21 protein-coding genes are annotated in these 19,121 nt (G+C 64.8%); 6 read left to right on the forward strand and 15 right to left on the reverse strand.

All coding sequences use genetic code 11. The annotated features are described in order from the left end of the window. Window positions 1-69: 69 nt before the first annotated feature. On the reverse strand, window positions 70-213 hold the full coding sequence (locus FHW84_RS13755) for a hypothetical protein (protein ID WP_167256428.1): 144 nt from the start codon (window positions 211-213) through the stop codon (window positions 70-72). Window positions 214-533: 320 nt separating this feature from the next. Between FHW84_RS13755 and FHW84_RS13760 the strand changes: the two genes are divergently transcribed. Genes FHW84_RS13760 through FHW84_RS13770 form a run of 3 tightly spaced genes read left to right on the forward strand, consistent with a single transcriptional unit; the run spans window position 534 to window position 1,689 of the window. Continuing rightward, entirely contained in the window at window positions 534-857 is a 324-nt protein-coding gene (locus tag FHW84_RS13760) for a hypothetical protein (protein WP_167256430.1), read from the forward strand. 41 nt (window positions 858-898) lie between these two features. Then, window positions 899-1,201 carry a hypothetical protein gene (locus tag FHW84_RS13765; protein WP_167256432.1) on the forward strand — a complete coding sequence of 101 codons (303 nt, stop codon included), beginning with the start codon at window positions 899-901 and terminating at the stop codon, window positions 1,199-1,201. Continuing rightward, the gene (locus FHW84_RS13770) at window positions 1,198-1,689 is read left to right on the forward strand and encodes a hypothetical protein (protein WP_167256434.1); all 492 of its coding nucleotides are present in this window, start codon (window positions 1,198-1,200) and stop codon (window positions 1,687-1,689) included. Before FHW84_RS13765 ends, FHW84_RS13770 begins: the two co-directional genes overlap by 4 nt. 40 nt (window positions 1,690-1,729) lie before the next feature. On the opposite strand, the gene FHW84_RS13775 is transcribed toward FHW84_RS13770, so the two are convergent. Both FHW84_RS13775 and FHW84_RS13780 read right to left on the reverse strand, forming a co-directional pair. After that, complete coding sequence (locus tag FHW84_RS13775; protein WP_167256436.1) at window positions 1,730-1,921, reverse strand: hypothetical protein; 192 nt, start codon at window positions 1,919-1,921, stop codon at window positions 1,730-1,732. A gap of 89 nt (window positions 1,922-2,010) precedes the next feature. Further along, window positions 2,011-3,003 carry an alpha/beta hydrolase gene (locus tag FHW84_RS13780; RefSeq protein WP_167256439.1) on the reverse strand — a complete coding sequence of 331 codons (993 nt, stop codon included), beginning with the start codon at window positions 3,001-3,003 and terminating at the stop codon, window positions 2,011-2,013. 151 nt (window positions 3,004-3,154) lie between these two features. On the opposite strand from FHW84_RS13780, the gene FHW84_RS13785 reads away from it, so the two are divergent. Continuing rightward, the gene (locus FHW84_RS13785; protein WP_167256441.1) at window positions 3,155-3,988 is read left to right on the forward strand and encodes a helix-turn-helix transcriptional regulator; all 834 of its coding nucleotides are present in this window, start codon (window positions 3,155-3,157) and stop codon (window positions 3,986-3,988) included. Window positions 3,989-3,994: 6 nt separating this feature from the next. Here the strand turns inward: FHW84_RS13785 and FHW84_RS13790 are convergent, their stop codons facing one another. The 3 genes from FHW84_RS13790 to FHW84_RS13800 all read right to left on the reverse strand — a co-directional run bounded on the left by FHW84_RS13790 (window position 3,995) and on the right by FHW84_RS13800 (window position 6,071). Further along, window positions 3,995-4,426, reverse strand: a complete 432-nt coding sequence (locus tag FHW84_RS13790; protein ID WP_167256443.1) for a universal stress protein — start codon at window positions 4,424-4,426, stop codon at window positions 3,995-3,997. Window positions 4,427-4,813: 387 nt separating this feature from the next. After that, window positions 4,814-5,548 (reverse strand): hypothetical protein, encoded by a 735-nt coding sequence (locus tag FHW84_RS13795; protein ID WP_167256445.1) that lies wholly within the window; start codon window positions 5,546-5,548, stop codon window positions 4,814-4,816. A gap of 70 nt (window positions 5,549-5,618) precedes the next feature. Continuing rightward, window positions 5,619-6,071: a hypothetical protein gene (locus tag FHW84_RS13800; protein ID WP_167256447.1), complete on the reverse strand. Its 453-nt coding sequence runs from the start codon at window positions 6,069-6,071 to the stop codon at window positions 5,619-5,621. Window positions 6,072-6,189: 118 nt separating this feature from the next. Between FHW84_RS13800 and FHW84_RS13805 the strand changes: the two genes are divergently transcribed. Further along, window positions 6,190-6,792: a PepSY domain-containing protein gene (locus FHW84_RS13805; protein WP_167256449.1), complete on the forward strand. Its 603-nt coding sequence runs from the start codon at window positions 6,190-6,192 to the stop codon at window positions 6,790-6,792. On the opposite strand, the gene FHW84_RS13810 is transcribed toward FHW84_RS13805, so the two are convergent. From FHW84_RS13810 to FHW84_RS13850, 9 genes are all read right to left on the reverse strand, one after another. Next, window positions 6,789-7,583, reverse strand: coding sequence for a DNA adenine methylase (locus FHW84_RS13810; protein ID WP_167256451.1), 795 nt, complete (start codon window positions 7,581-7,583; stop codon window positions 6,789-6,791). The two genes, FHW84_RS13805 and FHW84_RS13810, sit on opposite strands and share 4 nt — an antisense overlap. Window positions 7,584-7,724: 141 nt before the next feature. After that, complete coding sequence (locus FHW84_RS13815; RefSeq protein WP_167256452.1) at window positions 7,725-10,598, reverse strand: LamG-like jellyroll fold domain-containing protein; 2,874 nt, start codon at window positions 10,596-10,598, stop codon at window positions 7,725-7,727. Beyond that, a complete protein-coding gene (locus FHW84_RS13820; protein WP_167256454.1) occupies window positions 10,591-10,797 on the reverse strand; it encodes a hypothetical protein in 207 nt (68 codons plus the stop codon). The genes FHW84_RS13815 and FHW84_RS13820 overlap by 8 nt, the downstream gene beginning before the upstream one ends. Next, a complete protein-coding gene (locus FHW84_RS13825; protein WP_167256456.1) occupies window positions 10,794-11,024 on the reverse strand; it encodes a hypothetical protein in 231 nt (76 codons plus the stop codon). The genes FHW84_RS13820 and FHW84_RS13825 overlap by 4 nt, the downstream gene beginning before the upstream one ends. Beyond that, window positions 11,024-11,815, reverse strand: coding sequence for a phage BR0599 family protein (locus FHW84_RS13830; RefSeq protein ID WP_167256458.1), 792 nt, complete (start codon window positions 11,813-11,815; stop codon window positions 11,024-11,026). Before FHW84_RS13830 ends, FHW84_RS13825 begins: the two co-directional genes overlap by 1 nt. Further along, entirely contained in the window at window positions 11,815-13,527 is a 1,713-nt protein-coding gene (locus FHW84_RS13835) for a hypothetical protein (RefSeq protein ID WP_167256460.1), read from the reverse strand. Before FHW84_RS13835 ends, FHW84_RS13830 begins: the two co-directional genes overlap by 1 nt. Continuing rightward, the gene (locus FHW84_RS13840; protein WP_167256462.1) at window positions 13,524-14,480 is read right to left on the reverse strand and encodes a hypothetical protein; all 957 of its coding nucleotides are present in this window, start codon (window positions 14,478-14,480) and stop codon (window positions 13,524-13,526) included. Before FHW84_RS13840 ends, FHW84_RS13835 begins: the two co-directional genes overlap by 4 nt. After that, complete coding sequence (locus tag FHW84_RS13845; RefSeq protein ID WP_167256464.1) at window positions 14,477-15,343, reverse strand: hypothetical protein; 867 nt, start codon at window positions 15,341-15,343, stop codon at window positions 14,477-14,479. Before FHW84_RS13845 ends, FHW84_RS13840 begins: the two co-directional genes overlap by 4 nt. Next, on the reverse strand, window positions 15,340-18,624 hold the full coding sequence (locus FHW84_RS13850; RefSeq protein WP_167256466.1) for a phage tail length tape measure family protein: 3,285 nt from the start codon (window positions 18,622-18,624) through the stop codon (window positions 15,340-15,342). The genes FHW84_RS13845 and FHW84_RS13850 overlap by 4 nt, the downstream gene beginning before the upstream one ends. Window positions 18,625-18,681: 57 nt before the next feature. Here FHW84_RS13850 and FHW84_RS13855 point away from each other — a divergent pair, with 57 nt between their 5' ends. Next, on the forward strand, window positions 18,682-18,963 hold the full coding sequence (locus tag FHW84_RS13855; RefSeq protein ID WP_167256468.1) for a zinc-ribbon domain-containing protein: 282 nt from the start codon (window positions 18,682-18,684) through the stop codon (window positions 18,961-18,963). Window positions 18,964-19,121 lie beyond the last annotated feature (158 nt).

Consider the following 19,121-nt stretch of genomic DNA (forward strand, 5'->3'; position numbering starts at 1 on the left):
GTCCTGCCCGAGCCATCGCGAAAACCCTGCGCTGGCGTGGACAAGGCTGTACATGCTCGTGGTTCCGGATCAGCGGTGAGCGGCAACAGCGGCGGTGCTGGCGACCGATTCCGGGGCCGAGGCGCGCGTGGTCAGCATGCCGCCCAGCACCAGGACGCAGACCAGCAGACCGGCGGCGAAGAAACCCTTCAGCATCAGGCTTTCGACTTTCATGACATCTCTCCTTGCGTGGTTGGTCTTGCGTGCTTGGTTGGTCTTGCAAGGTAGATATGGCAAGGCGCGTGCCAACCGCTCCGATGGCTCGCAGGCCGCGCCGTTGAGCCATTTCTTCAAAGTGCCATGGCGCGGGGCGGTTGTCCGCGGACAGGTGGACAGGCTTGTCCGGACAGCCCGGCGGACAGCGGGCGCATGCTTTTTCGCCCGGCGGACCTTGCCGCCGGATAGTGGGGTCCCGGTCACGCGGCCCGCCTGCACGCCCCGGTAAAATTCCCCGACCGCAAGACGCGGCCACCGCTGAAAAGGAGTTTCACGGTATGCGCATCGAAACCGTCGATGAGCTGAAGGATCACCTCAGGATCCTGTTCGACGACCCATCCCTCAAGTTCGGCGACGACCTCGGCTACGGGGTCACCTTCGACGTGCCCGGCAAGGCTCGCGCCGTGATGCTGTCATTGCAGGAACGCACCGATGCCGCCCGCTGGGGCGGCGACGCGGGCAACTGGTTCTACAAGTGCGATGACGAGAACTGGCTGCTCTATCTGCGTTCGATTCCGCATGCGGTGGTTTGCATTGCTTCGGTGAGGTCGTTGCATCGGAGGCATCTGGAGCAGTATCAAGGGAGCGGTTCGCCGGTTTGAGGCGAGTGGGGAGGCTTGTCCGAAAGCGGAGGTGGTTCCTTGTGGAATACATCAGAGTCTTATCGAAGGGCGTGGGGCTCGGCTATCCCGTCGAGATCCTGATCGAGGTCGGGCCGGATGGTTGCGCGCGCCGCAAGCTGGAACGGTTTGCGGATGGGCGGGTAGCGCTGGCCAGTGCGCGGTTTGCGGAGGGCGATACGCGGGTGGATGACAAGCCGGTGCCGTCGCTGGATGAAATCGATGCCGATCCGGAGTTCGTGGCGCGGAAGATGACCAGGGTTGAGTTCGAGCGGGCGTGGAATGCGGGGTTTCTGACGCAGCGCGCGGCGCCTTGGCATGGATGAAAATTGAAAAGGGGACATCGATGGCATTGAGCGAGGCGCGCGAAAAGCCGGCGTTGAGTCGGCGCCTGCCCGGCGAAGTATTAACGCTCGAGGAGCTTGCCGCACTGCCGGCGTACATCGGAATGGAACCTCAGCACGACACTGTTTATGACAGCTGCATCGTCAGCCTGGATACTTTCTTTGGCTTGCAAGGGCAAGGAAGAGAGTTTCCTAACGATATGGTCATGGAGATTCTCGGGCCGTATTGGGACCTGGTTTACCGGCTGGAATTTACAGGTGTCAGTGAAGTGACGTTGCCAGGAGGGAGGCTGTTTGCGGCGTCCGAATATATCAATGCGATGAAGGTCGTTTCAGTCAGCGGCACAAATACAATGCTGACGTTGAACTTCGTGAGCCATCCTGAAGATCAACTCTCGATCACTTTCGAAAAGGGTTTGGCGACGCGCTATTTTTTGGAAAAGCCGGTGGATCGGTTGATAACACCATGACGCATCGCGGTTGAATTGAAAGATTCTGCCCTTCGGTACTTCAAGCCTCCGGCGGCGTCACCCCGCACGCCTCCAGCATCTCCGTAATCCTCGCACTCACCCAATCGAAATCCTCCGGCCCGGCCGCGGCCAAGGGTGGATCGGTAAGCGTGGCGAACGCGCTCCAGAATTCGTCGCGGTCACCGGTGTCGCGCAGCAGGTGCGGGACCTGCTGCGCGATGCCATCGAGCATGGCCTGAAGCTGTTCGCGGGGCGTAGTCATTCGGTCAGCGTACGCCGCCGGTTGCTATGGCGGCGTGTAGGTGTTCGCGCAGGCCGGGGTCAGGCAATGCCCCACAGCTTCTTCGCTTCTTCCGCGATCACGTTGGGGAATTCCTCGGGAAAGAACAGGTTTGCGCCTTCGATCCTGCGCACACCCTTGGAGTTGCCCAATGTCTTGTCGAGGTAGTCCGGGTCGGAGCCTTTGAAGATGGTGTCGCCGGTGCCCCAGATGATGCGGGTGGGGATGGTGCTCTTCTTGAGCAGCGGTTCGACGCCGGCCAGCGGGTTCGGATCCAGGCCCAGCGCGTAAGCATCGGCCAAGGCCTTGCGCTGCGGCGTGGCCACGATCGGGCCGAGGTACATGTCGAAGGTTTCGTCGGCCATGCGCGCCGGGTAGGTGAAGGTGGCGCCGCCCAGGCCCTTCGGCGAGCGGGCGAAGTTCTTGTCGAGCACGTTGGGCACCAGCCATTCGTCAGCGAACTTGCCGCGGCGCGCGGCTTCCAGCACGGGCAGCACGGCGGGCGGCGGGCTGTCCGGTTCCACGTCGCAGTTGGTCAGCAGCACGGTGCGCACGCGCTCCGGGTGCGTGGTCATGAACAGCTGGGCGACGGCGCCGCCGCTGTCGTTGGCGATCAGGTCGACGGTGCCGATATGCAGCTGGTCGAGCAGGTAGGCGAGCATCTGCACCTGGTCGGCCGGCGTCACGCTCTGGCCGGGCGCGGGGCGGGTGTAGCCCAGGCCCATGGAGTCCGGCGCCACGCAGCGGCGGTAGGGCGAGAGGCGGTCGATGGCGCCGCGCCACTGGTAGCTGTTAAGCGGGAAGCCGTGCAGGAACAGCGCGGCGGGGCCGTTGCCGCGGTCGACGTAGGCGATCTCGCCGAACGGCGTCTTGGCAAAGCGGCGGGCGGCGTTGAAGGCGGCGACGCTGTCGAGGCTGCCGCTGCCGGAACCGCCGGCGGCGATGGCCTTCTGCGCGGCGCGGGGAGCGCAGGCGGCGAGCGCGCCTGCGGCCAGGGAACCCGCGGCCAGGGTCAGGAACTGTCTGCGATGCATGTCGGTGCTCTCCGGAGGGTGCGTAGGGGACGGCTGATGGGAGCGGATGATTCGCTCGCGACGGCATGGCGGCAATGACCTGGCAGGTCATGGCGGCATGACCTGCCAGGTCATTGGTCTGGGTACGGACCGCGCCGTATGCTCGCGCCCCATGAACCGAGCCCACGCCCCCTTGCCGATGGCCGCACCCGCTTCCGCCGTAGGCGGACTGCTACGCGAATGGCGCGCCGCGCGCCGTCTCAGCCAGCTCGACCTGGCCCTGGAGGCGGGCATCTCCGCCCGCCACCTGAGCTGCGTGGAAACCGGCAAGTCCCAGGCCAGCCGCGAGATGCTGGCGCGCCTGGCGGACACCCTCGGCATGCCGCTGCGCGAGCGCAACGCGTTGCTGGTGGCGGCGGGCTTCGCGGCGAAATACCCGGAAACCGAACTGGCCACGCCGGCGATGGCGCAGATCCGCAAGGCGATCGACGCGATCCTGCAGCAGCAGGAGCCGTACCCGGCCTTCCTGCTCAACCGCCACTGGGACGTGCTCGGCGCCAACCGCGCGGCCGAGCGGGTGGGCGACTACGTGATGCACGGCCGGCCCAGCAAGCACACCAATATGCTGCGGCAGATGTTCGATCCGGAGGACTTCCGCCAGGCGGTGGTCAACTGGGAAGAGATCGCCGAAAGCATCGTGCGCCACCTGCACAATGAAGTGGCGGCGGCGCCGTCCGACACGAAAGCACGTGCGCTATTGGACGAAGTGCTCGCCTACCCGGGCGTGCCGGCGAGCTGGCGCACGCGCGACCTGTCCTCCGCGCCGTCGCCGCTGATGACCACCGTGCTGCAGGGCGATGGCGAGCAGCTGCATTTCTTCTCCACCATCACCACCTTCGGCACGCCGCGCGACGTGACGCTGGAAGAGCTGCACATCGAGTGCTGCTTCCCGATGGACGAAGCTACCGCGGCGCGCTGCCGGCAGCTGGCGGAACGGAATCCGTAAGCGCCCTCAGTGGCACACCAGCACCGGCACGTCGCAGCACAGAATCACCTTGTGCGTGACATTGCTCAGCATCAGGCGCTCGATACCGTTGTGCGTGTGCGCATCCATCACAATCAGATCGCAGTGGTGCTTGGTAGCCGCGCCGGCGATGGCGGCGTAGGGGCGGTTGTCGAACACGTATTCGCCATCGCAGGGGACGCCGGCGGCCTGGGCTTTCTCGCGCACTTCGTCGAGGTATTCCTGGGCATGCCCGATGGAGCGGCGCTTGCAGGCGTCGCCCTGGACGATGTCGGCGATAAAGCTCACGGCCGGCAGCGGCGGCAATACATGCAGGGCGTGCACCCGCGCATGCAATTGAGCGGCGAGGCGTATGCCGGTGTCGATGGCGTGGACGGAGGCGTCGGTGCCGTCGGTGGGAATGAGGATGTGGGTGTACATGGCCGTCTCCCTAGGTGGCTCGCCAGCCGTGCGGTTGGGGCGCGGCGAGGGCGGGTGACGGTTTCTGATATCCGCTGATTGGGGTGGGGTTGCAACTGGGCTTTCGTTGGATGGAAGGGTTCGCTTCGGATGGCCCCTCATCTGCCTGCCGGCATCTTCTCCCCGGAGGGGAGAAGAGTTCGAGTTTTGGGGACTGCCTTCAACCCGCCGCAACCTACCCCCTCTCCCCTCCGGGGAGAGGGCTGGGGTGAGGGGCCGGCCGGAGCGCTGTAAGCGGCCACATGGTTTGGGAACTACGGACACTAGGTCTGGAAAGTGCCAGAGCGGCAATTTAAAGGGCCCTTGAAGAGCGCTCAAACGGCTGATGCGCCCCCCGTCATCGGGCACTTACGGTCCTCCAGCAAGGCGACCGAGCTCCAACCAATGCCAGCAGTCGTAGAAGAAGGTCCGGTCAAATGGCGAGCGCACAGCAGCCCCGTCAAACCCTGGACAAGGATCGAACCTGCACGCGGGGTTGGAGGGATGGGCGCATATCAGGAGCCAATAGGCGTCGAAGCCTCGCAGCCGGTAGTTAGGCAGCAGGGTCGCCTTGGCATCCACCACGGGCTGCAGAATCGCCGGCGTAAGGGCAGCCACCCAGCCAGCCTCCGCGATCTGCCATATGCCGGGGCTATTGGTGGTCCAAAACCGCACGGCGCTGAGCCAAGGGCGTAATTCGTCGGGTAGTTCGCTGCCCACAAACGTGGACAAAGTGATGGGGGTTGTCGGTGCGTGGTCGGTGAGAAAACGGGCCAGTTGTACGGCCAAGACTTGCCGATTGATGCCGCGCCGCAAATCAACCCCATGCTGGAAGCTGAAAGTGGCGCTCAACGGCCGGCCGCCCCCTGCGTCGTACAGTTTCCTTGCCTTCCGAAGAATGTCCTCCTTCGGGGACCGCACAGCCCGTTCTTCGTCACTTTTCTGAATTTCGGTCACCTCGACGCCGATCTGCTTCCCGTCGAGGGTCATCACAAGGTCGGGCGCTTCGAGGTCTTGATCAAGCACCGATCCGCGTATGGATAAGCGCTCAAGCAATCCTTCCAACATCAACCTTTCGAAGACCTTCTTTGTGGGAAGCGTCATGCGCTATTCCTGCTCGCCCCTTGGGGACCGGCTCTTGGTGGCACCCAAAGCCTAACAGGCGCACTGCAGCTCAGATGGCGGTCCGCCGCTGCCGGCCTGGAAGAGGCGCCTGCTGCAGGCTGGCCATATTGGTCGCGTCCCGCGGCTCAGCCGGCAGCTCGACGTCGAGTCGGTCCGCCAGCCGCCGGACTGGCTCGCTCCAAGCCGAGCCGTGGAAGCTCAGATGATGGAGCGCCACGCAAGCCTTCAGGCCGTCGATCGGCCCATCCGCCTCGACCATCCCGAGCAGGTGCGCCTGGACCAAGGCGATGGCCGGGATGAGGTTGGCAATCTCCGTGCGGGGCGCGCAGGCGTCGAGCCAGGGCGACGGTGGGTCCAGCTCTTCGACCCGCCAGTGGGGGTCGGACAGCGACCAGGTCTTGGGGCCAGTCTGCCGGCGCCAATGCCACTGGCCGATCAGGCGCATGTGAAGCCTGGCCAGGGAGCCGCAGGTGGCGATGAGGAGGGTTCGGGCTTCGTCCATACGCCCAGCGTAGCCTCGGACAGTCTCAGGCCCGGTGACTGCCCTTCGGTGTACTCCCGTCGAAGCTCGGGCAGAATCTCCGAGCGAAGCCAGCGCAGCCAAACCAGGGGGGAGACGCATGGGCACGGAGCAACGGGAGAATGAAACCAAGGGCCTGCACGTTCAAGCTAGCCGAGCAACTATCAATGGCTATCGGCTTGGCCTGGTTACGTTCGTAGTTTCGACGTTTTTGAGCATATTCGGGCCAGCCATTTCGTCGGCCGTCAATAAGCAGACGCCAGTCTTCATCGGGTGGCTGGCGGCAAAGTGGTCCCTACCCTGGCCAGTCATCGTGATGCTCGTCTTTCTGGGCCTATGGATTGGACGATGGGCGGCTCGGCGTGAATTAATGACTCAGATGGCATTTGAGTTGCGTCCTGACCCACCTCCCAAGGCAAAACCAACTGAGCCACCAGCACCTGAAACCCTGAATGCGCTAGATCGGCGGATTCTCCAGTCAATAGCAAGATCGGATGGTTGGACATCACAAGACCATATCGCCTTCGCTACGGATGAGGTCGGCGTCGGCCTGCAGGCCGCACTCATCCGCCTGAGGAGCCTTCGCCTCATCACCGCTGTCCACCAGCGAGGCGGAACGGTGTTCTGGCGACTCACCGATGAAGGCGTGCTCTATGTCGATCGCCACACACCCGAGATCATGCGCAACCCGGGCACCGGCTAAAAGAGCCCGGCGGGTTCGGCCCGCACATCCCAACTAAAGATCAGCACCTCGCCTACGTCCTTGGCTTTTGCGCCGCCGCCGACGGTGTAGGTGTGGTCAGCGCGCTCGATGTGGAATCGGGCGAACAACTGCCGGACAGTCGGGTGATCGTTGAGCGTCAGGATTGCCCGACCTTTCAAGCTGGCCAGCGTCGCTTCCAGTGCCTGGTACTGCTCCCACCCGAAGTCGACGCCGTAGCCCTCGGTCTCCCAGTACGGCGGGTCCATGAAGAACAGCGTGTGCGCTCGATCGTACTTCGCCACGCATTCCTGCCAGGGCAGATGCTCGATGTAGGCGTTGGCCAGACGGAGATGCGCAGCGGATAGTGTCTCCTCGATGCGCAGCAGGTTCAGGCCGGGCGGCTGCGTGGTAGCCGTCCCGTAGGTCTGCCCTTCGATTTTCCCTCCGAACGCCGACTGCTGCAGGTAATAGAAGCGCGCCGCACGCTGGATGTCGGTCAGCGTCTCCGGCCTGGTCATCTTCTGCCACTCGAACACTTTGCGGCTCGACAGCGCCCATTTGAACTGCCGGACGAATTCCTCCAGGTGGTTCTGCACCACACGATAGAGGTTGATCAGCTCGCCGTTGACGTCGTTGAGCACCTCGACGTCGGTGGGCGCCTTCATGAAGAACAGCGCCGCGCCGCCGGCAAAGGGTTCGACGTAGCAGGTGTGCTGGTTGTCAAAGAACTTGAAGATCCGATCAGCCAGGCGGCGCTTGCCACCAAGCCAGGGAATGATGGGCATGGCCATCGGTGCTGTCTCCACATTTGAGAACGAAGATGTTTAGGCTTCACCCCGCGACGCGTCGCTAGGGGTCTCGCCGATCCACGTCCTGTTCCGTGGAGAGGGCCGGGCTGCTCCAACAGCCCGGTGCCCTGATTTCTGATCTACCTAGCTATCCGGGAACGGCGTCGACGGGATCGTGCTGCCCGGCAACGCCACGCCCTGCGTGAAGCGCAGCTCGTCGATGTAGCCGGTGAAGAACAGGCTATTGCCCACCACGTATCGGCCGATACTGACCGCCGAACTCGGATTGCTGGACGACGGCGCGCTCGGGTCGACCTGGCCGATCAGCACGTTGTCCATGTACAGCTGCAGCTTGGTGCCGGCGCCGCGCGTGGGATCGAACGACACCTTGAAGTAGTGCGACGCGTTGACTGAGACCGAGCCGCCCGTGATGCGCGCGCAGTAGGTGCCGCTCGTGCCCTTGGCCCACACGAAGTCGAGCTTGCCATTGGCCATGACATCGAGGCCGATGCCGACCGTGTCGGTGCCGATGCCGCCGCAGTCGAAGATGCACACGGTGCTGCCCGACGTGGTCGGCCGGAAGAACCCCTCGATCGTCCAGGCCGCCACGCCATCGGTAAAGGGCTTCCAGGCCGATGCAGCCAGCGTGGAGGCCACGTAGCCACTGCCACCGAGGCTCAGCGACGTGGCGCCGAATTGCGCCCATGCGCTGCTCAGCTGCGCACCACCGCTGGCCGACCAGGTCGACACGGTCACCTGGTCGGTGATCGTGGTCGAGCCGTTCGTACCGTTGAAATGGAGCAGCGAGAAGACGTTCGCCCACGGCGGGTTCACCACATCGAGCGCCGTGATCGTGAGCGGAAAGCTATAGCGCTGCCAGCTGACGTAGCCGCCCTGACTCGCCTCCAGCTCCACGCGGTATGCGCCCTCGGCCGAGGGCACATAGGACGCCGTGGTGCCGGTGATGCCGCTGAGCGTCTGCAGCAGCACGTTGCCGGCGTCGTAGATCCGCATCGTGTACGTAGTGCCGGCGTCGGGGCCCACGCTGCCCTGCGTGTGGTCGACCAGCTGGTCCGCCTGCAGCACGCGGGCACGATGCGACCAGGCCAGCGTGATATGCCCTGTGAGGGCTGGCGTGCCCCAGGGCGAGCCGCCGTTCATCGTGACATTGCCGGGCGCGTATGGGCGGACCTGCCGGCGGTTCATGGTGACGCTGCTGATCGGCGCCAGGCTTGGGTCCAGGTCGCCATCACCGCTGCGTGTGATCAGCTTGCCGTCGACCGTTTCGCCGGCCACCCATTCGGTCGGGTCGGACACGGTGAAGCCATCCGACACCCACAGGCGTGCGCCGATGCCGTGCACCGCTGGCAGCGTATCGACGCAGCCGCGGGCAAGCGTCATGGTGCCGGCGGCGACGTTGATGGCATCGAGGCGGCACAGCTCCGTGCCGATCGCTACCTCCATGCCTACCTGCGCGGTATCCAGATCGCGGCCGCTGGTGACGGTGACGACGGTCGGGCCTGGCTCCGCCGGCATCGCCGTCGCGAGCAGCGCGGTCGGCGCAAACCAGCCGCTGGTGCGCTCCGTGAAATCCGCAGCGCCCGTCCGGGTGTGAAGCGCATAGCCGTAGCTCACCGAGGTCGGCTTGGCGCCGAGAGAACCGACATAGCCATCATCGGGCTGCACCTGCTGCAGATCCGCGGCGCGGAGATTCGCCGCCAGGTCGCGGTAGCTCGCCTCGAACAGCATCTGCGCGGGCGCCGCCTGCGGCGTCAGATCCGGCTCGACCCACTGAGACGGCTGGTCGACCACGTAGGTCTGGCTCGGCAGCGCGTACACGTCCTGCGCGCACGTTAGCGTCAGCTTGCCATCGGCGGCGGTGCCGCGATCGATGTCCAGCACGCGGATGGGCATGCCGGCCAAGTTGAGCTTGGCCCAGGAGAAGGCATAGACCTCGCCCTTGCGGATCTCGATCTCCTGCAGCACGCCGTTGACGATGGCCATCGTCGGCGACTGCAGGCTGAGCTTGATCTTCGCCGGCAATGCGCTGGCGGCGCGCAGATCGCGCATGGCCAGGCGCGCGGCGATATCGCCGTTCCAGGCGCCCTTGTATTCGACCGACTGGTTGACCACCACGCCGCCCTGGGCCTGGACGTTGGCGGCGTTCTTCACAGTGAGCGTGACGTCCTGATTGGTCTCGGGGTTGCGATAAGTGACGGTGACCTGGTTGACGGTGTCCTTCGTCAGTAGAGGTTGCTCGTAGCTGGTCAGCGCGACGATGTTGCTCTCGTCCAGGATCGGCAGAAGCGCCGGGTCGTAGTCGCCGCGCAGCAGCTTCATGTACTGCTTGCCGGTCGACGGATCATCCGCCCACACCGCACCGGCGTGATCGCACAGCGTGCCGATGAAGTTGCCGGTGGCGTCGCTCTTGGTCCAGCGCAAGCACAAGCCCAGCCCTTCGTCTTTGAGCTGCTGCGCCGCGACGGCCAGGCGATCGAGGTCGAGCGCGTCGTTCGGGTCGCGGCCCTGGCCAGTGACCGGATCGGTGACCACGCGATAGGCGAAGTGAGCAGGGTTCATGCCCTGATCGATCTGGCACAGGTCGGCGCGCCACACGGGCGTGCGCCATCCGGCCGTGAACTTGGAGACCTGCACGCTCCAGGGCTTCACGTAGTAGTTCATCGCCCCGATCCAGCCCATCACCACCAAGGCGAGGCGGCCGCGGAAGGCCGGCACGTGGTCGCCGAGCTGGGACTTCAGGTAGGCGTTCTGATCCTGGTCGGCGCCGCCCATGCAGACGTCGACGGCCACGTCCAGGCCGCCTTCCTTTTTCTCGCCGCCGAACAGGTTGCGGTTGTTGATGCGGAAGCTGGTGTTGCCCGTGATCGAGCCGGACCAAGCCAGCTTGCCGCCGACGACGATCTTGCGCACCTGGTCGACCGGACCAGCCATCAGGCCGATGTGCATGCCAAGCTTGTACCAGTAGCCCTGGATGATGGATTTCGAACTCTTACCCATGCGCGCTGGCCTCCTCGCGGGCCGCGGCGACGGCACGCAGTGCGAGCGGATCGCCGGTCTGCTCCAGTTCCTCGGCGGACAGGCCGCCATCGAGCAGTACCGACCAGCTGAAGCCGTTGGCCTCGCACCAGGCACGCGCACCGCGCGAGCAAAGCTTGGCGGCGCGCACGTGCCGCATGGTCACGACCAGGTCGCTCACTTGCCGCCACCCTTGTTGTAGATCGGCTTCGTATCGAGGTCGCCGTACCAGGGGATCACGATGTCGGTGATCCAGAACGTGCCGCCGCCATCGGAGATCTCTTTTCCGTCCTCGATCGACGGCACGTCGATGTCCTGCAGGCTGGGCGGCGCCACGGACTTGGGGCGCGCGAAACCCGCGTAGACCGCCAGCAGCGCACCCACCAGGACGGCAGCAATCCACCACATCAGTAAATCGCCTCGTTGCCCATCGGGTTCTTGGTGGGCCACCACGGGAACCCGCCGTAGTTGAGCCAGTTGCCGAACTTGTTGATGCAGGTATCGATCGTGCCGTCACAGCCCGGGAGGGTGGCCAGCACCGTGCCCACCGGTAACAGGGCCGGCGTCATCAGCGTCAGCGTGTCGCCCGTGTGCTGGGTGACGAAGCGACGTTCAATCGCCGTGCCTTCGCCCCACTGAACCCACCCACCGTCAAACCAGCCGTCCGGCTTGGTCGCCCAAGCCGACGACTGCACGACGCTGCCGGACACGCTGCTGACGGTGGCATTGACGCGCATCGTTTCCTGCGCGGCGTTGCACAGGCCCATGCCGGCGCTGTAGACCATGTGCGGGCAGTTCTTCTGCCAGCACTCCTTCAGCCCGTTGGTGGTCTGGCTCGCGCTCGGCGGGAAGTGCCGCAGCACCACCTTGCTGTCCGACCAGGTCACGTTGCCGATCTCGCCGATCCAGCGGCGCACCACGCTGTTGTCGCGCTTGCGCTCGTACACGGTCAGCAGCAGACGCTCCGTCGGCGTGCGCCCGCGGAACAGATCCAGGAACGCCAAGTCGACTGGCACGGTCACGTCCAGCGTGTTCTTGTTTGGCTCGTTGCTCTCGCTGATCGAGCCGCGCTTCATGCCGGCGACGGGCGCATACGTCTGCTGTAGGTAGACCTGCGGGCGATCGTCGGTCGTGTAGCGCCAGTGCTGCGGGCCGCGCTGCCAGTCGTACAGCTCGCTCTTTCGTCCAAACCAACCCATTACGGCTCCTCCGCCGGCACGCCTGAGAACGTCACGCCACAGCTGGCGAGACCCTCGGAATCGGTGATGTGCTCGATCGCCACGCTGTCGCTGACCAGGGTGGCCAGCATCATCCAGCTGATCTGTCGGACCTTGGCCGGGTCGATCGGGGCCCCGAAGGCGCTATCGATGCTGAGCTGTTCTGTCCCGTCGCCCAGGTCGATCGCGTTGGAGACCCGGCGATAGAACACACGGCCGTCGATCATCTCCAGGCGGATATGCCGGCGCCCGGGCTTGCCGGCCAGGAACTGCGAGACGCCCGTCCAGTCGACGATCATCACCAGGCTGGTGGCGATGACGTTCACGAGGAGCGTGAGATCGGTGGTCCACGTCGGAATCCAGATCGCAGCCGCCCGGCCCTGCAGGTAGTACAGCAGGCTGCGATGCGTGCTCCGCTCCGCGCGGCCGTTGAGCAGCCAGTTGTATGTCTGCGTGGGCCATGCCTTGTTGGTCGGATCGGTGACGTAGGAAAAACCCACGTCGCTGTCCAGCGTGGCCAGCTGGCGGGCATAGGTGGCGGTGGGGTCGCTGGGCTCGTTGCCGCGCGCTTCCAGCACCGGGAAGCCCAGGTAGGTGGTGGCGGGCGCGATCGCCGGCCAGTCGCACGGCTCGACGGCTTCGAAGCGCACGCGGCTGCTGACCAGCGTGTCCGTGGCCCTGGCCAGGCTGGCGGTCTCAGTCAGCCGTGCCGTTCGACATGGGTAGATCCGCGCGCCTCGTGGCCACGCCTGGACCGTGCCGTGCAGCAGCTGCAGGGCGTTGGCGGCCACGTCCTGGATCTCGACCAGCTCGTAGTGACGCACGTCGGTCCAGAGCATGGCCAGGCCGCCCACAGCGAAGTCCAGCCCGGCGGTGGCCACCGGCACCGACAGCGAGCCCGCCGGCAGCGCGCTGGCCAGCAGCGAGATCTCCGCCCATACCGGCAGCGCCCACACACGGCCGCTCCACTCGAACAGCTGGGCCTCCAGCACGGTCCGCTCGATGCCGACGGCCAGGATGCCGAACTCCCACTGTCGCTGCGGCGCAGCGCGCACGATCTGCCGCACCTGGTTGCCGTTGTAGGACTGCTGCACGTCGGTCGACCAGGTCAGCGTCTCAGTGATGCTGTCGGTCCAGTTGGGCGGTGTCAGCCAGGCGATCAGGCGACTGCCGCGGATCGACATGCTGACCGGCGGCTCGCCCGCGAAGATCCACGACAGCGTCGCATCGATATTGGGCGGCCCACTGGTGCTGACCGACACGGTCCAGACGCGCTCCTGCAGAGGGGTGAAGGTCAGCGGCGGCGCATCCTGGCCGGTGATGGCAATGCCGTCCGCGCCCTGCGTGGTGAGCTGCTGCAGCTGCACGCTGCGGCTGCGCCACGCGTTCCAGACGCTGACCTGGCGCACCTGCGTGGTGACCAGGTTGCCGAGGTCGAGCAATGCCGGCGTCACGTGGATGCGGTCGTAGAAGTCCTCGACGTAGCTCTGCAGGGCGAAGCCATCGCGCGCCGTGCCATTGGCCTCGACGGGATAGTGCGTGGCCAGCGCTCCCGCGCCGGATCGCCACCCCGGGATCTCCGAAATGGCGGGTGGGTATGCCGGCATCGGGAACGCGTTGAGGTTCACCGATGCCGTGTTCGGTGGCGCTACGAAGTCATCCACTCCCAGGCGGATGCCGGCCAGCACGGTCACGAGGTGTACTCCATTGCGATTGCATAGGTGCCGCTGTGGTCGGCATCGGCGCCTTCACGCTGACTCTGGGCGGCGTTCTTGCAGCGGGCAGAGATCACCTTCCACTGCTGACCGCCCAGGGCGATCACCGCATTGTCGTCGTAGTTGTCGTTGCGGATGACGCGCATGTGCGGCACCTCCGCCACCCAGCTCTTCAGCTGGCTCGGCCGAATTGCCTGCACGCGCACACGGATCAGGATCGACTGGCCGTTCCAGGCGTTCGGCTGGCGCTGCGCGGTCCCGAGCGAAGGGCCGGTACGCGACGTGACCGTGTTCGAGCTGCCATCAGGCGTCCACACCACCGCTCCGCCGCTGTAGGTAAAGCTGGCCGGCTCATTCATATAGAGCCAGGCGTTGCGGTTATTGACGTCGTTGCTGCTGCCCTGGCTGTCCGCCGACCAAAACGGAATGCTTGGATGGTGGGGGAACGAACCTTGGCCCGAATTGCCGCCCTGGTTGATGCTGATCTTCGGTGCGTTGCCGATGCCCGCCCGCACGGACGCCCACACGAATGGCGCGTCACCGCCTGCGCCCGTCAGCCCCAGGTTGACGGTCAACCCCCACATCATCCACTGCCAGTAGTTCACGCTGTGGTTGATCGCCACTGCGATCATGACCGGCGCGTCGTAGACGAAGATCTGATAGCTGACGGGCCAGGCCACCGGCGTGGCGGTCGCACCGTATATTTGCGAGTAGTTCGGCGCGGCAGCGAGAAGGTTGCCGCTGCCGTCGACACCCACGCCGCCCGTAATGCGCAGGTAAGAAGTGCCGCTCGCCGTGAGCTGCACCGACGAGTTGCCGTTGACGAGCGTCCCCTTGGAAGCGTTCCAGGTCCACCCGTTGGCGGTAGCCGCGGCGACGATCGCCGTGAGGAGATCGCTGAAGCTGGTGACGGTGCCTTCGTAGTGGTTCATACCAGTGCGATCGCCACGTAGTTGTTGAAGCCCACCCGGTAGATGTTCTGCACCACCAAGTACGTCACGCCGTCGATCACGACGGTGTTTTCCACGACGTTGTTGAAGCCGGTGATGTGGTAGACCCCATCCAGCCAGGCCCACACGTTGCCGTTCGGCCACAGGCTGCTGTCCATCAGCTCCAGCGGCGTGAGGTGATACTTGCCATTGGTGTCGCGGTACTGCTCGGTGTCCGTGTTGAACGGGCCGACGAACGGGTACATCCAAGCGCCGCCTACGGTGCGGAACTGCATATTCGTCACGTTCCCCTGGTACGGGAACACGCGCGAGGTGTCGCTATAGCGAACCGCCGGCATGCCGGTGAGCGTTCCGGCGGACACCACGGGATATGGAAACTGCGAGGGCGGCGCCGTCGGAAACGCCTTGCCCCAATAGCCCGACTCATAGACGGGCGTACCGACCTTCAGCCCCATCGTGATGCGCTGGCCATTGATCGGGCACCAGTAGTCGATGCGCTGGTTGTGCGCGCACATGCTGGTGATGCTGATGCCTGGCTGCGCCGTCCACAGGTTCCCGGCGACGTAGTTGGTCGCCGTCATGCCGGCCAGGTTGTAGTAGTCGTTGTTGGCGTCCTGGTAGGTGCGGAAGCCCACGATGATCTGTTCGCCGCCGGACAGGCCAGGGGCGATGCCGATCCATTCCTTGTGATACGTGGCTGAGCCAGGTGCGCCACTGCTGTCTGGGCTGACGCCGCTGCGCATGGTGGTCCAGCCCTCGGCCTCGGCCCAGGTCTGGATGGCCGCGAGCAGCGCTTCGTGCGCGTAGCCGCTGCTGTTGTCGACGAAACCGACGTGAGCCGTCATCCGATCCTCTGCTTGATCTTGACCGCATTGCGGTCGATGAAATTCATGAACACCTCTTCGCCATCGGGGCCGGCCATCGTGTCGGTGATCAGGCCCGGGTCAACGACGTTGACGGCGCGGAAGTAGATGGGCCGGCCAGCTGCTGCCCCGCCAGTGGGTGGCGCGATCGCCGGGGCGCGAGGAGACGGCGAGACCGACAGGCGCGGCGCATCGATCAGCCCGCCGGTGGCAAAGCGTGGGTACTGCAGACTGTTCACCGCGTGCATGAAGTCGAGGCCGTAGTAGTCGACGGCCGCAGCCCGCTGCATGAACTCGCCCCGGCTTGCCCGAATCAGCACGCTGTCGCTGGTGGCGGTGCCCGGGCCGTCGATCTCGCCACCCGTCGCATAGCCCGAAGGCGCGAAGCTGGCACCGGACAGTAGGCCGACGATCTGCGCACCTTGTGCGAACGCCGCGGCGATCAGCGGGAGGTTGGCGGGGAAGCCTGCCTCCGATGCCTTGGAGACATTGGTGGCCAGGCTCACCGCGGCCTGAGCGATCGAGAAAGCCTTGCTCAGCGCGAACAGGGCACGGTAGCTCTTCGACTCCTCGCCGAATCGGGCCTTGGCCAGGTCCGCCAGGTTGCCGAACACGCTGCTCGCCGCCGCCAGCTCGGCGGTCTGCCGTGCCACGACGATCTGCTGCAGGGAGTCTTCGTGCTGCTTCTGCAGCGCCTGCTCCTGGGCGTTCCATTGCGCCTCGGTCCCGAGCTTCTGGGCGCGGAACTGGTTGAGGATCTGCAGTTGCTGCTGGTACCACAGCTCCAGCTGCTTCTGCGCATCGAAGGTCTTGCCGATCTCGCCGAAGGCGCCGCCCACCTCGGGAGCCAGACCGGAGAACTGAGGCGGCTTGGTGAAGCCAGCCTGCACAGTGCGGCCAAGAGCTTGCTGATATTGACCGGCAGTGATGATGCCGTCTTTGAGATATTTGTTCAGCTCGGCGATGCGCGTGGTGGCGGTTTCCACGGCCACCTCGATCGGAGTGCGCAGGCTCTCGCGGAGGCGTTCCCATCCCTGGCGTTCTTCGTCGGTGATGCGCTTGATGTCCGCGGCACGGATCGCGGCGGCAAGCTGGATCACTGCCTGGCGCTCGGCGTCGATGCCGGCGACATTGGCGCCTGGCGCCTTCTTGGCCTCCTCCGCTTGCTTCGTCGCACGGGCGACGGTTTCGTTGTATTTCGCCCAGGCCGCCGCAGTAGGGTCCAGCTGCCCCTGCAACTGGTTGAGCATCTGGATCAGCTCTTGTTGTGCATTGACTGCTTCCTTCGTGTTGATCTTCGGCGTGGCGACCTTCGGATCGGCGTAGCGCTTCTCGATCTCCGCCTTCAGCTTGTCCCAGCCTGCGCCTTGCGGCATGTCCGCGGCGGGGCCATTGAAATTGATACCCTCTGGAAGCTTTCCGCCCGCCAGCTGGATCTTGTAGAGATCCGCAGCCGCCTTGTTGAGAGCGTCCTGGCGCTGCTTCGCGCGGTCAAGGCTCGTCGCGAGCTGATCGATGCGCGCAGCGGCTTCGACACCTTCCGACTGCACCTGCTTGGTTAGGCCCTGCGCCGCCGCTTGTGACTGCGCATTCTTCGCCGCCACCTGCGCCTTCTGCAGCTCCGCATATGCCTGCTGTGACTGAGCGAACAGCTGCTCCTGGTAGTCCTTGCTAGATCCAGCGGTCAGGCTCCGCTTATACGCGTCGTACGTCTCGTTGAACTTGGCCAGCGCCTGCTGGAAACGCGTGATGTCGTCAGCGGGCTTGCCGATGTCCAGCAAGCTGCCTTTGAGATTGTCGACACCTCGCGACCAGCGGTCGGCGAAGGACTCCAGCCAGCCCATGCGCTGGTGCAGTTCGTCCATCCGCTGTCCGGTTTCGTCGGCGAACGACTTTGCGATCAGCTTCAGCGCGCCGTACTGATCGCCTGCCTGCTGTAGCGTCTGAATCTGCTGAAAAATGGTGGTGGTGAGAAAGTGGTACTGGCGATCCAGCTCGACGGCGGCGCGCACCGGGTCGTCTGCAATCTTCGTCCACTCCGCGACGACGGTCTTTGCGCTGTCGCCGGATAGCGCGGCCATGTTAACGGCCGCGCGACCGACATCCGCAAGCGCATCACCGGCAACGCGCCCGGAGCTGACCAGGCCATTGAGGATGTCGCGCGCTTCCGTGGTACGGCCGTTGACCGAACCCAGCGCAGTGGCAAGCAGATCGACCTGGCTGCTCGTCGTACCTGCTGCGTTGCCTGTAAGAGTGATCGAGTGCGCAAGCTGCTCGCTTTCCCTATATCCTTGGACGGCTCCATAGGTCAGCAATGCGATTGTTCCCACTAGGCCGGCGATCGCAACACGCATCGGCGTGATCAGCTGCATCACGGCATTGAGAGCGGGAACGGCGCCGCCGAAGCTATCCTTGATCTGGCCGCCCTGTTGCATGAAAACCATCCAGACGGGCATGCCGGAGGCCAAGCTCACCGTGATGTCGGTGATCTGGGCGGGAAGCTGGCGCAATGCCTGCTGCGTTTGCCCTGCGGATATGCCAAGACCGCCCATTGCCTGTCGGCTGGCATTGATCTGGTTCTGGAACCGCTGGAAGGTCTCGTCATCGAGAAGTTTCAGGTTGCGGTACTTCAGCAGCTCTCGCTCCTGCTGATCGAGCCGCTCGAAAGCGGCGATCGTAGGATCAATCTGACCTAGAAGGCGTGACAGCTCCGCAGCGTGTTCTTGGGCGCCGCCGGCAGCCTGACGCTCTGCCGTGGCCATGCTCGCTGCAGCAACGCTGGATTCGCGCATGCGCGCGTTCTGGCGTTGCACGATATCCGCGACGTTGTCCGCGCTCGACGCGTGGCGATCCGTACTCTCAGCGGCCGCTGTGATTTCCGTTGCCGCAGCCGCGACTGCTGACGCTTCTTCACGCGATGCCTGGATCACAGCGCGGATTCTGGCCGCTGCCTCATCTTCGCTTTCGGCAAGGGCGCGAATGCCGGCGGCCGCGGCCTCGGTGGCCACCTCCACCTGTGCAGTCGCCTGGGCCGCTTGGCCCGCGCCCTGCGTGAACTCGGCCAGGCGCGTATCCATGCTCTGGAGGATTTGAACCATCTGACTGGTGTTGGCCAGCAGCGCGTCGATGCGCTGCCCTGACCTGGTCAGGGCTGTCGCCGTCGCGTCCGCGGCCTTACCGGTATCGGCGACGGCCGCATTGAACGATTCGACCCGGGCCTCGGCCTGGTCGAGGTCAGCCTTGATCCGGAGGGCGATATCCATGTTCTGGGTGCCCACTGTTACACTCCCGTCCGCGCCAACTCAGGGGAGGAGATCGTCATGGCACTCGTCAATTGCCCGGACTGCAGCAACCAGGTGTCGGATTCCGCTCCGGCTTGCCCGCATTGCGGTCGCCCGATCGCTGCGCTGCAGATCGAGCAGACCGCCAAGAAGTACAAGGGATGGATGGCCGGCAGCTTCATCGTTTCCATTCTTTTTTTCATTGCCACCGCGATCCTCTTCGGCATGAACAAGCCCATCTGGCCGACTTTCGCGATCGCCGTGACTGCGTTGATCGCTTATCTGGGTGCTATTGCCGGGGCCTGGTGGCGCAACGGCTAGTCCTTCAATAGTTGTGCGATGTACTGGTTCAGTTGCCGAATTCCATCCTTGCTCTTGCAACTGCTATAGCCAGTGCTGATCGCCTCCATCAGTTCTGCTTTACGATGCCGTTGAGCCGCCTTCACGCGCTCGTAGAACAGCGTTAGCTGGCGCTCGGT

It is taken from the genome of Dyella sp. SG562 (assembly GCF_011759495.1).
Taxonomy (GTDB): domain Bacteria; phylum Pseudomonadota; class Gammaproteobacteria; order Xanthomonadales; family Rhodanobacteraceae; genus Dyella_D; species Dyella_D marensis.

Bases quoted from the DNA above. Each gene is read 5' to 3' on its own strand.
- FHW84_RS13780 (WP_167256439.1), bottom strand. From the start codon at position 3,003: ATGCATCGCAGACAGTTCCTGACCCTGGCCGCGGGTTCCCTGGCCGCA.
- FHW84_RS13805 (WP_167256449.1), top strand. From the start codon at position 6,190: ATGGGCACGGAGCAACGGGAGAATGAAACCAAGGGCCTGCACGTTCAA.
- FHW84_RS13855 (WP_167256468.1), top strand. From the start codon at position 18,682: ATGGCACTCGTCAATTGCCCGGACTGCAGCAACCAGGTGTCGGATTCC.
- FHW84_RS13845 (WP_167256464.1), bottom strand. From the start codon at position 15,343: ATGACGGCTCACGTCGGTTTCGTCGACAACAGCAGCGGCTACGCGCAC.
- FHW84_RS13850 (WP_167256466.1), bottom strand. From the start codon at position 18,624: ATGGATATCGCCCTCCGGATCAAGGCTGACCTCGACCAGGCCGAGGCC.
- FHW84_RS13840 (WP_167256462.1), bottom strand. From the start codon at position 14,480: ATGAACCACTACGAAGGCACCGTCACCAGCTTCAGCGATCTCCTCACG.
- FHW84_RS13775 (WP_167256436.1), bottom strand. From the start codon at position 1,921: ATGCTCGATGGCATCGCGCAGCAGGTCCCGCACCTGCTGCGCGACACC.
- FHW84_RS13760 (WP_167256430.1), top strand. From the start codon at position 534: ATGCGCATCGAAACCGTCGATGAGCTGAAGGATCACCTCAGGATCCTG.
- FHW84_RS13755 (WP_167256428.1), bottom strand. From the start codon at position 213: ATGAAAGTCGAAAGCCTGATGCTGAAGGGTTTCTTCGCCGCCGGTCTG.
- FHW84_RS13770 (WP_167256434.1), top strand. From the start codon at position 1,198: ATGAAAATTGAAAAGGGGACATCGATGGCATTGAGCGAGGCGCGCGAA.
- FHW84_RS13825 (WP_167256456.1), bottom strand. From the start codon at position 11,024: ATGTGGTGGATTGCTGCCGTCCTGGTGGGTGCGCTGCTGGCGGTCTAC.
- FHW84_RS13830 (WP_167256458.1), bottom strand. From the start codon at position 11,815: ATGGGTTGGTTTGGACGAAAGAGCGAGCTGTACGACTGGCAGCGCGGC.
- FHW84_RS13810 (WP_167256451.1), bottom strand. From the start codon at position 7,583: ATGGCCATGCCCATCATTCCCTGGCTTGGTGGCAAGCGCCGCCTGGCT.
- FHW84_RS13785 (WP_167256441.1), top strand. From the start codon at position 3,155: ATGAACCGAGCCCACGCCCCCTTGCCGATGGCCGCACCCGCTTCCGCC.
- FHW84_RS13815 (WP_167256452.1), bottom strand. From the start codon at position 10,598: ATGGGTAAGAGTTCGAAATCCATCATCCAGGGCTACTGGTACAAGCTT.
- FHW84_RS13800 (WP_167256447.1), bottom strand. From the start codon at position 6,071: ATGGACGAAGCCCGAACCCTCCTCATCGCCACCTGCGGCTCCCTGGCC.
- FHW84_RS13795 (WP_167256445.1), bottom strand. From the start codon at position 5,548: ATGACGCTTCCCACAAAGAAGGTCTTCGAAAGGTTGATGTTGGAAGGA.
- FHW84_RS13790 (WP_167256443.1), bottom strand. From the start codon at position 4,426: ATGTACACCCACATCCTCATTCCCACCGACGGCACCGACGCCTCCGTC.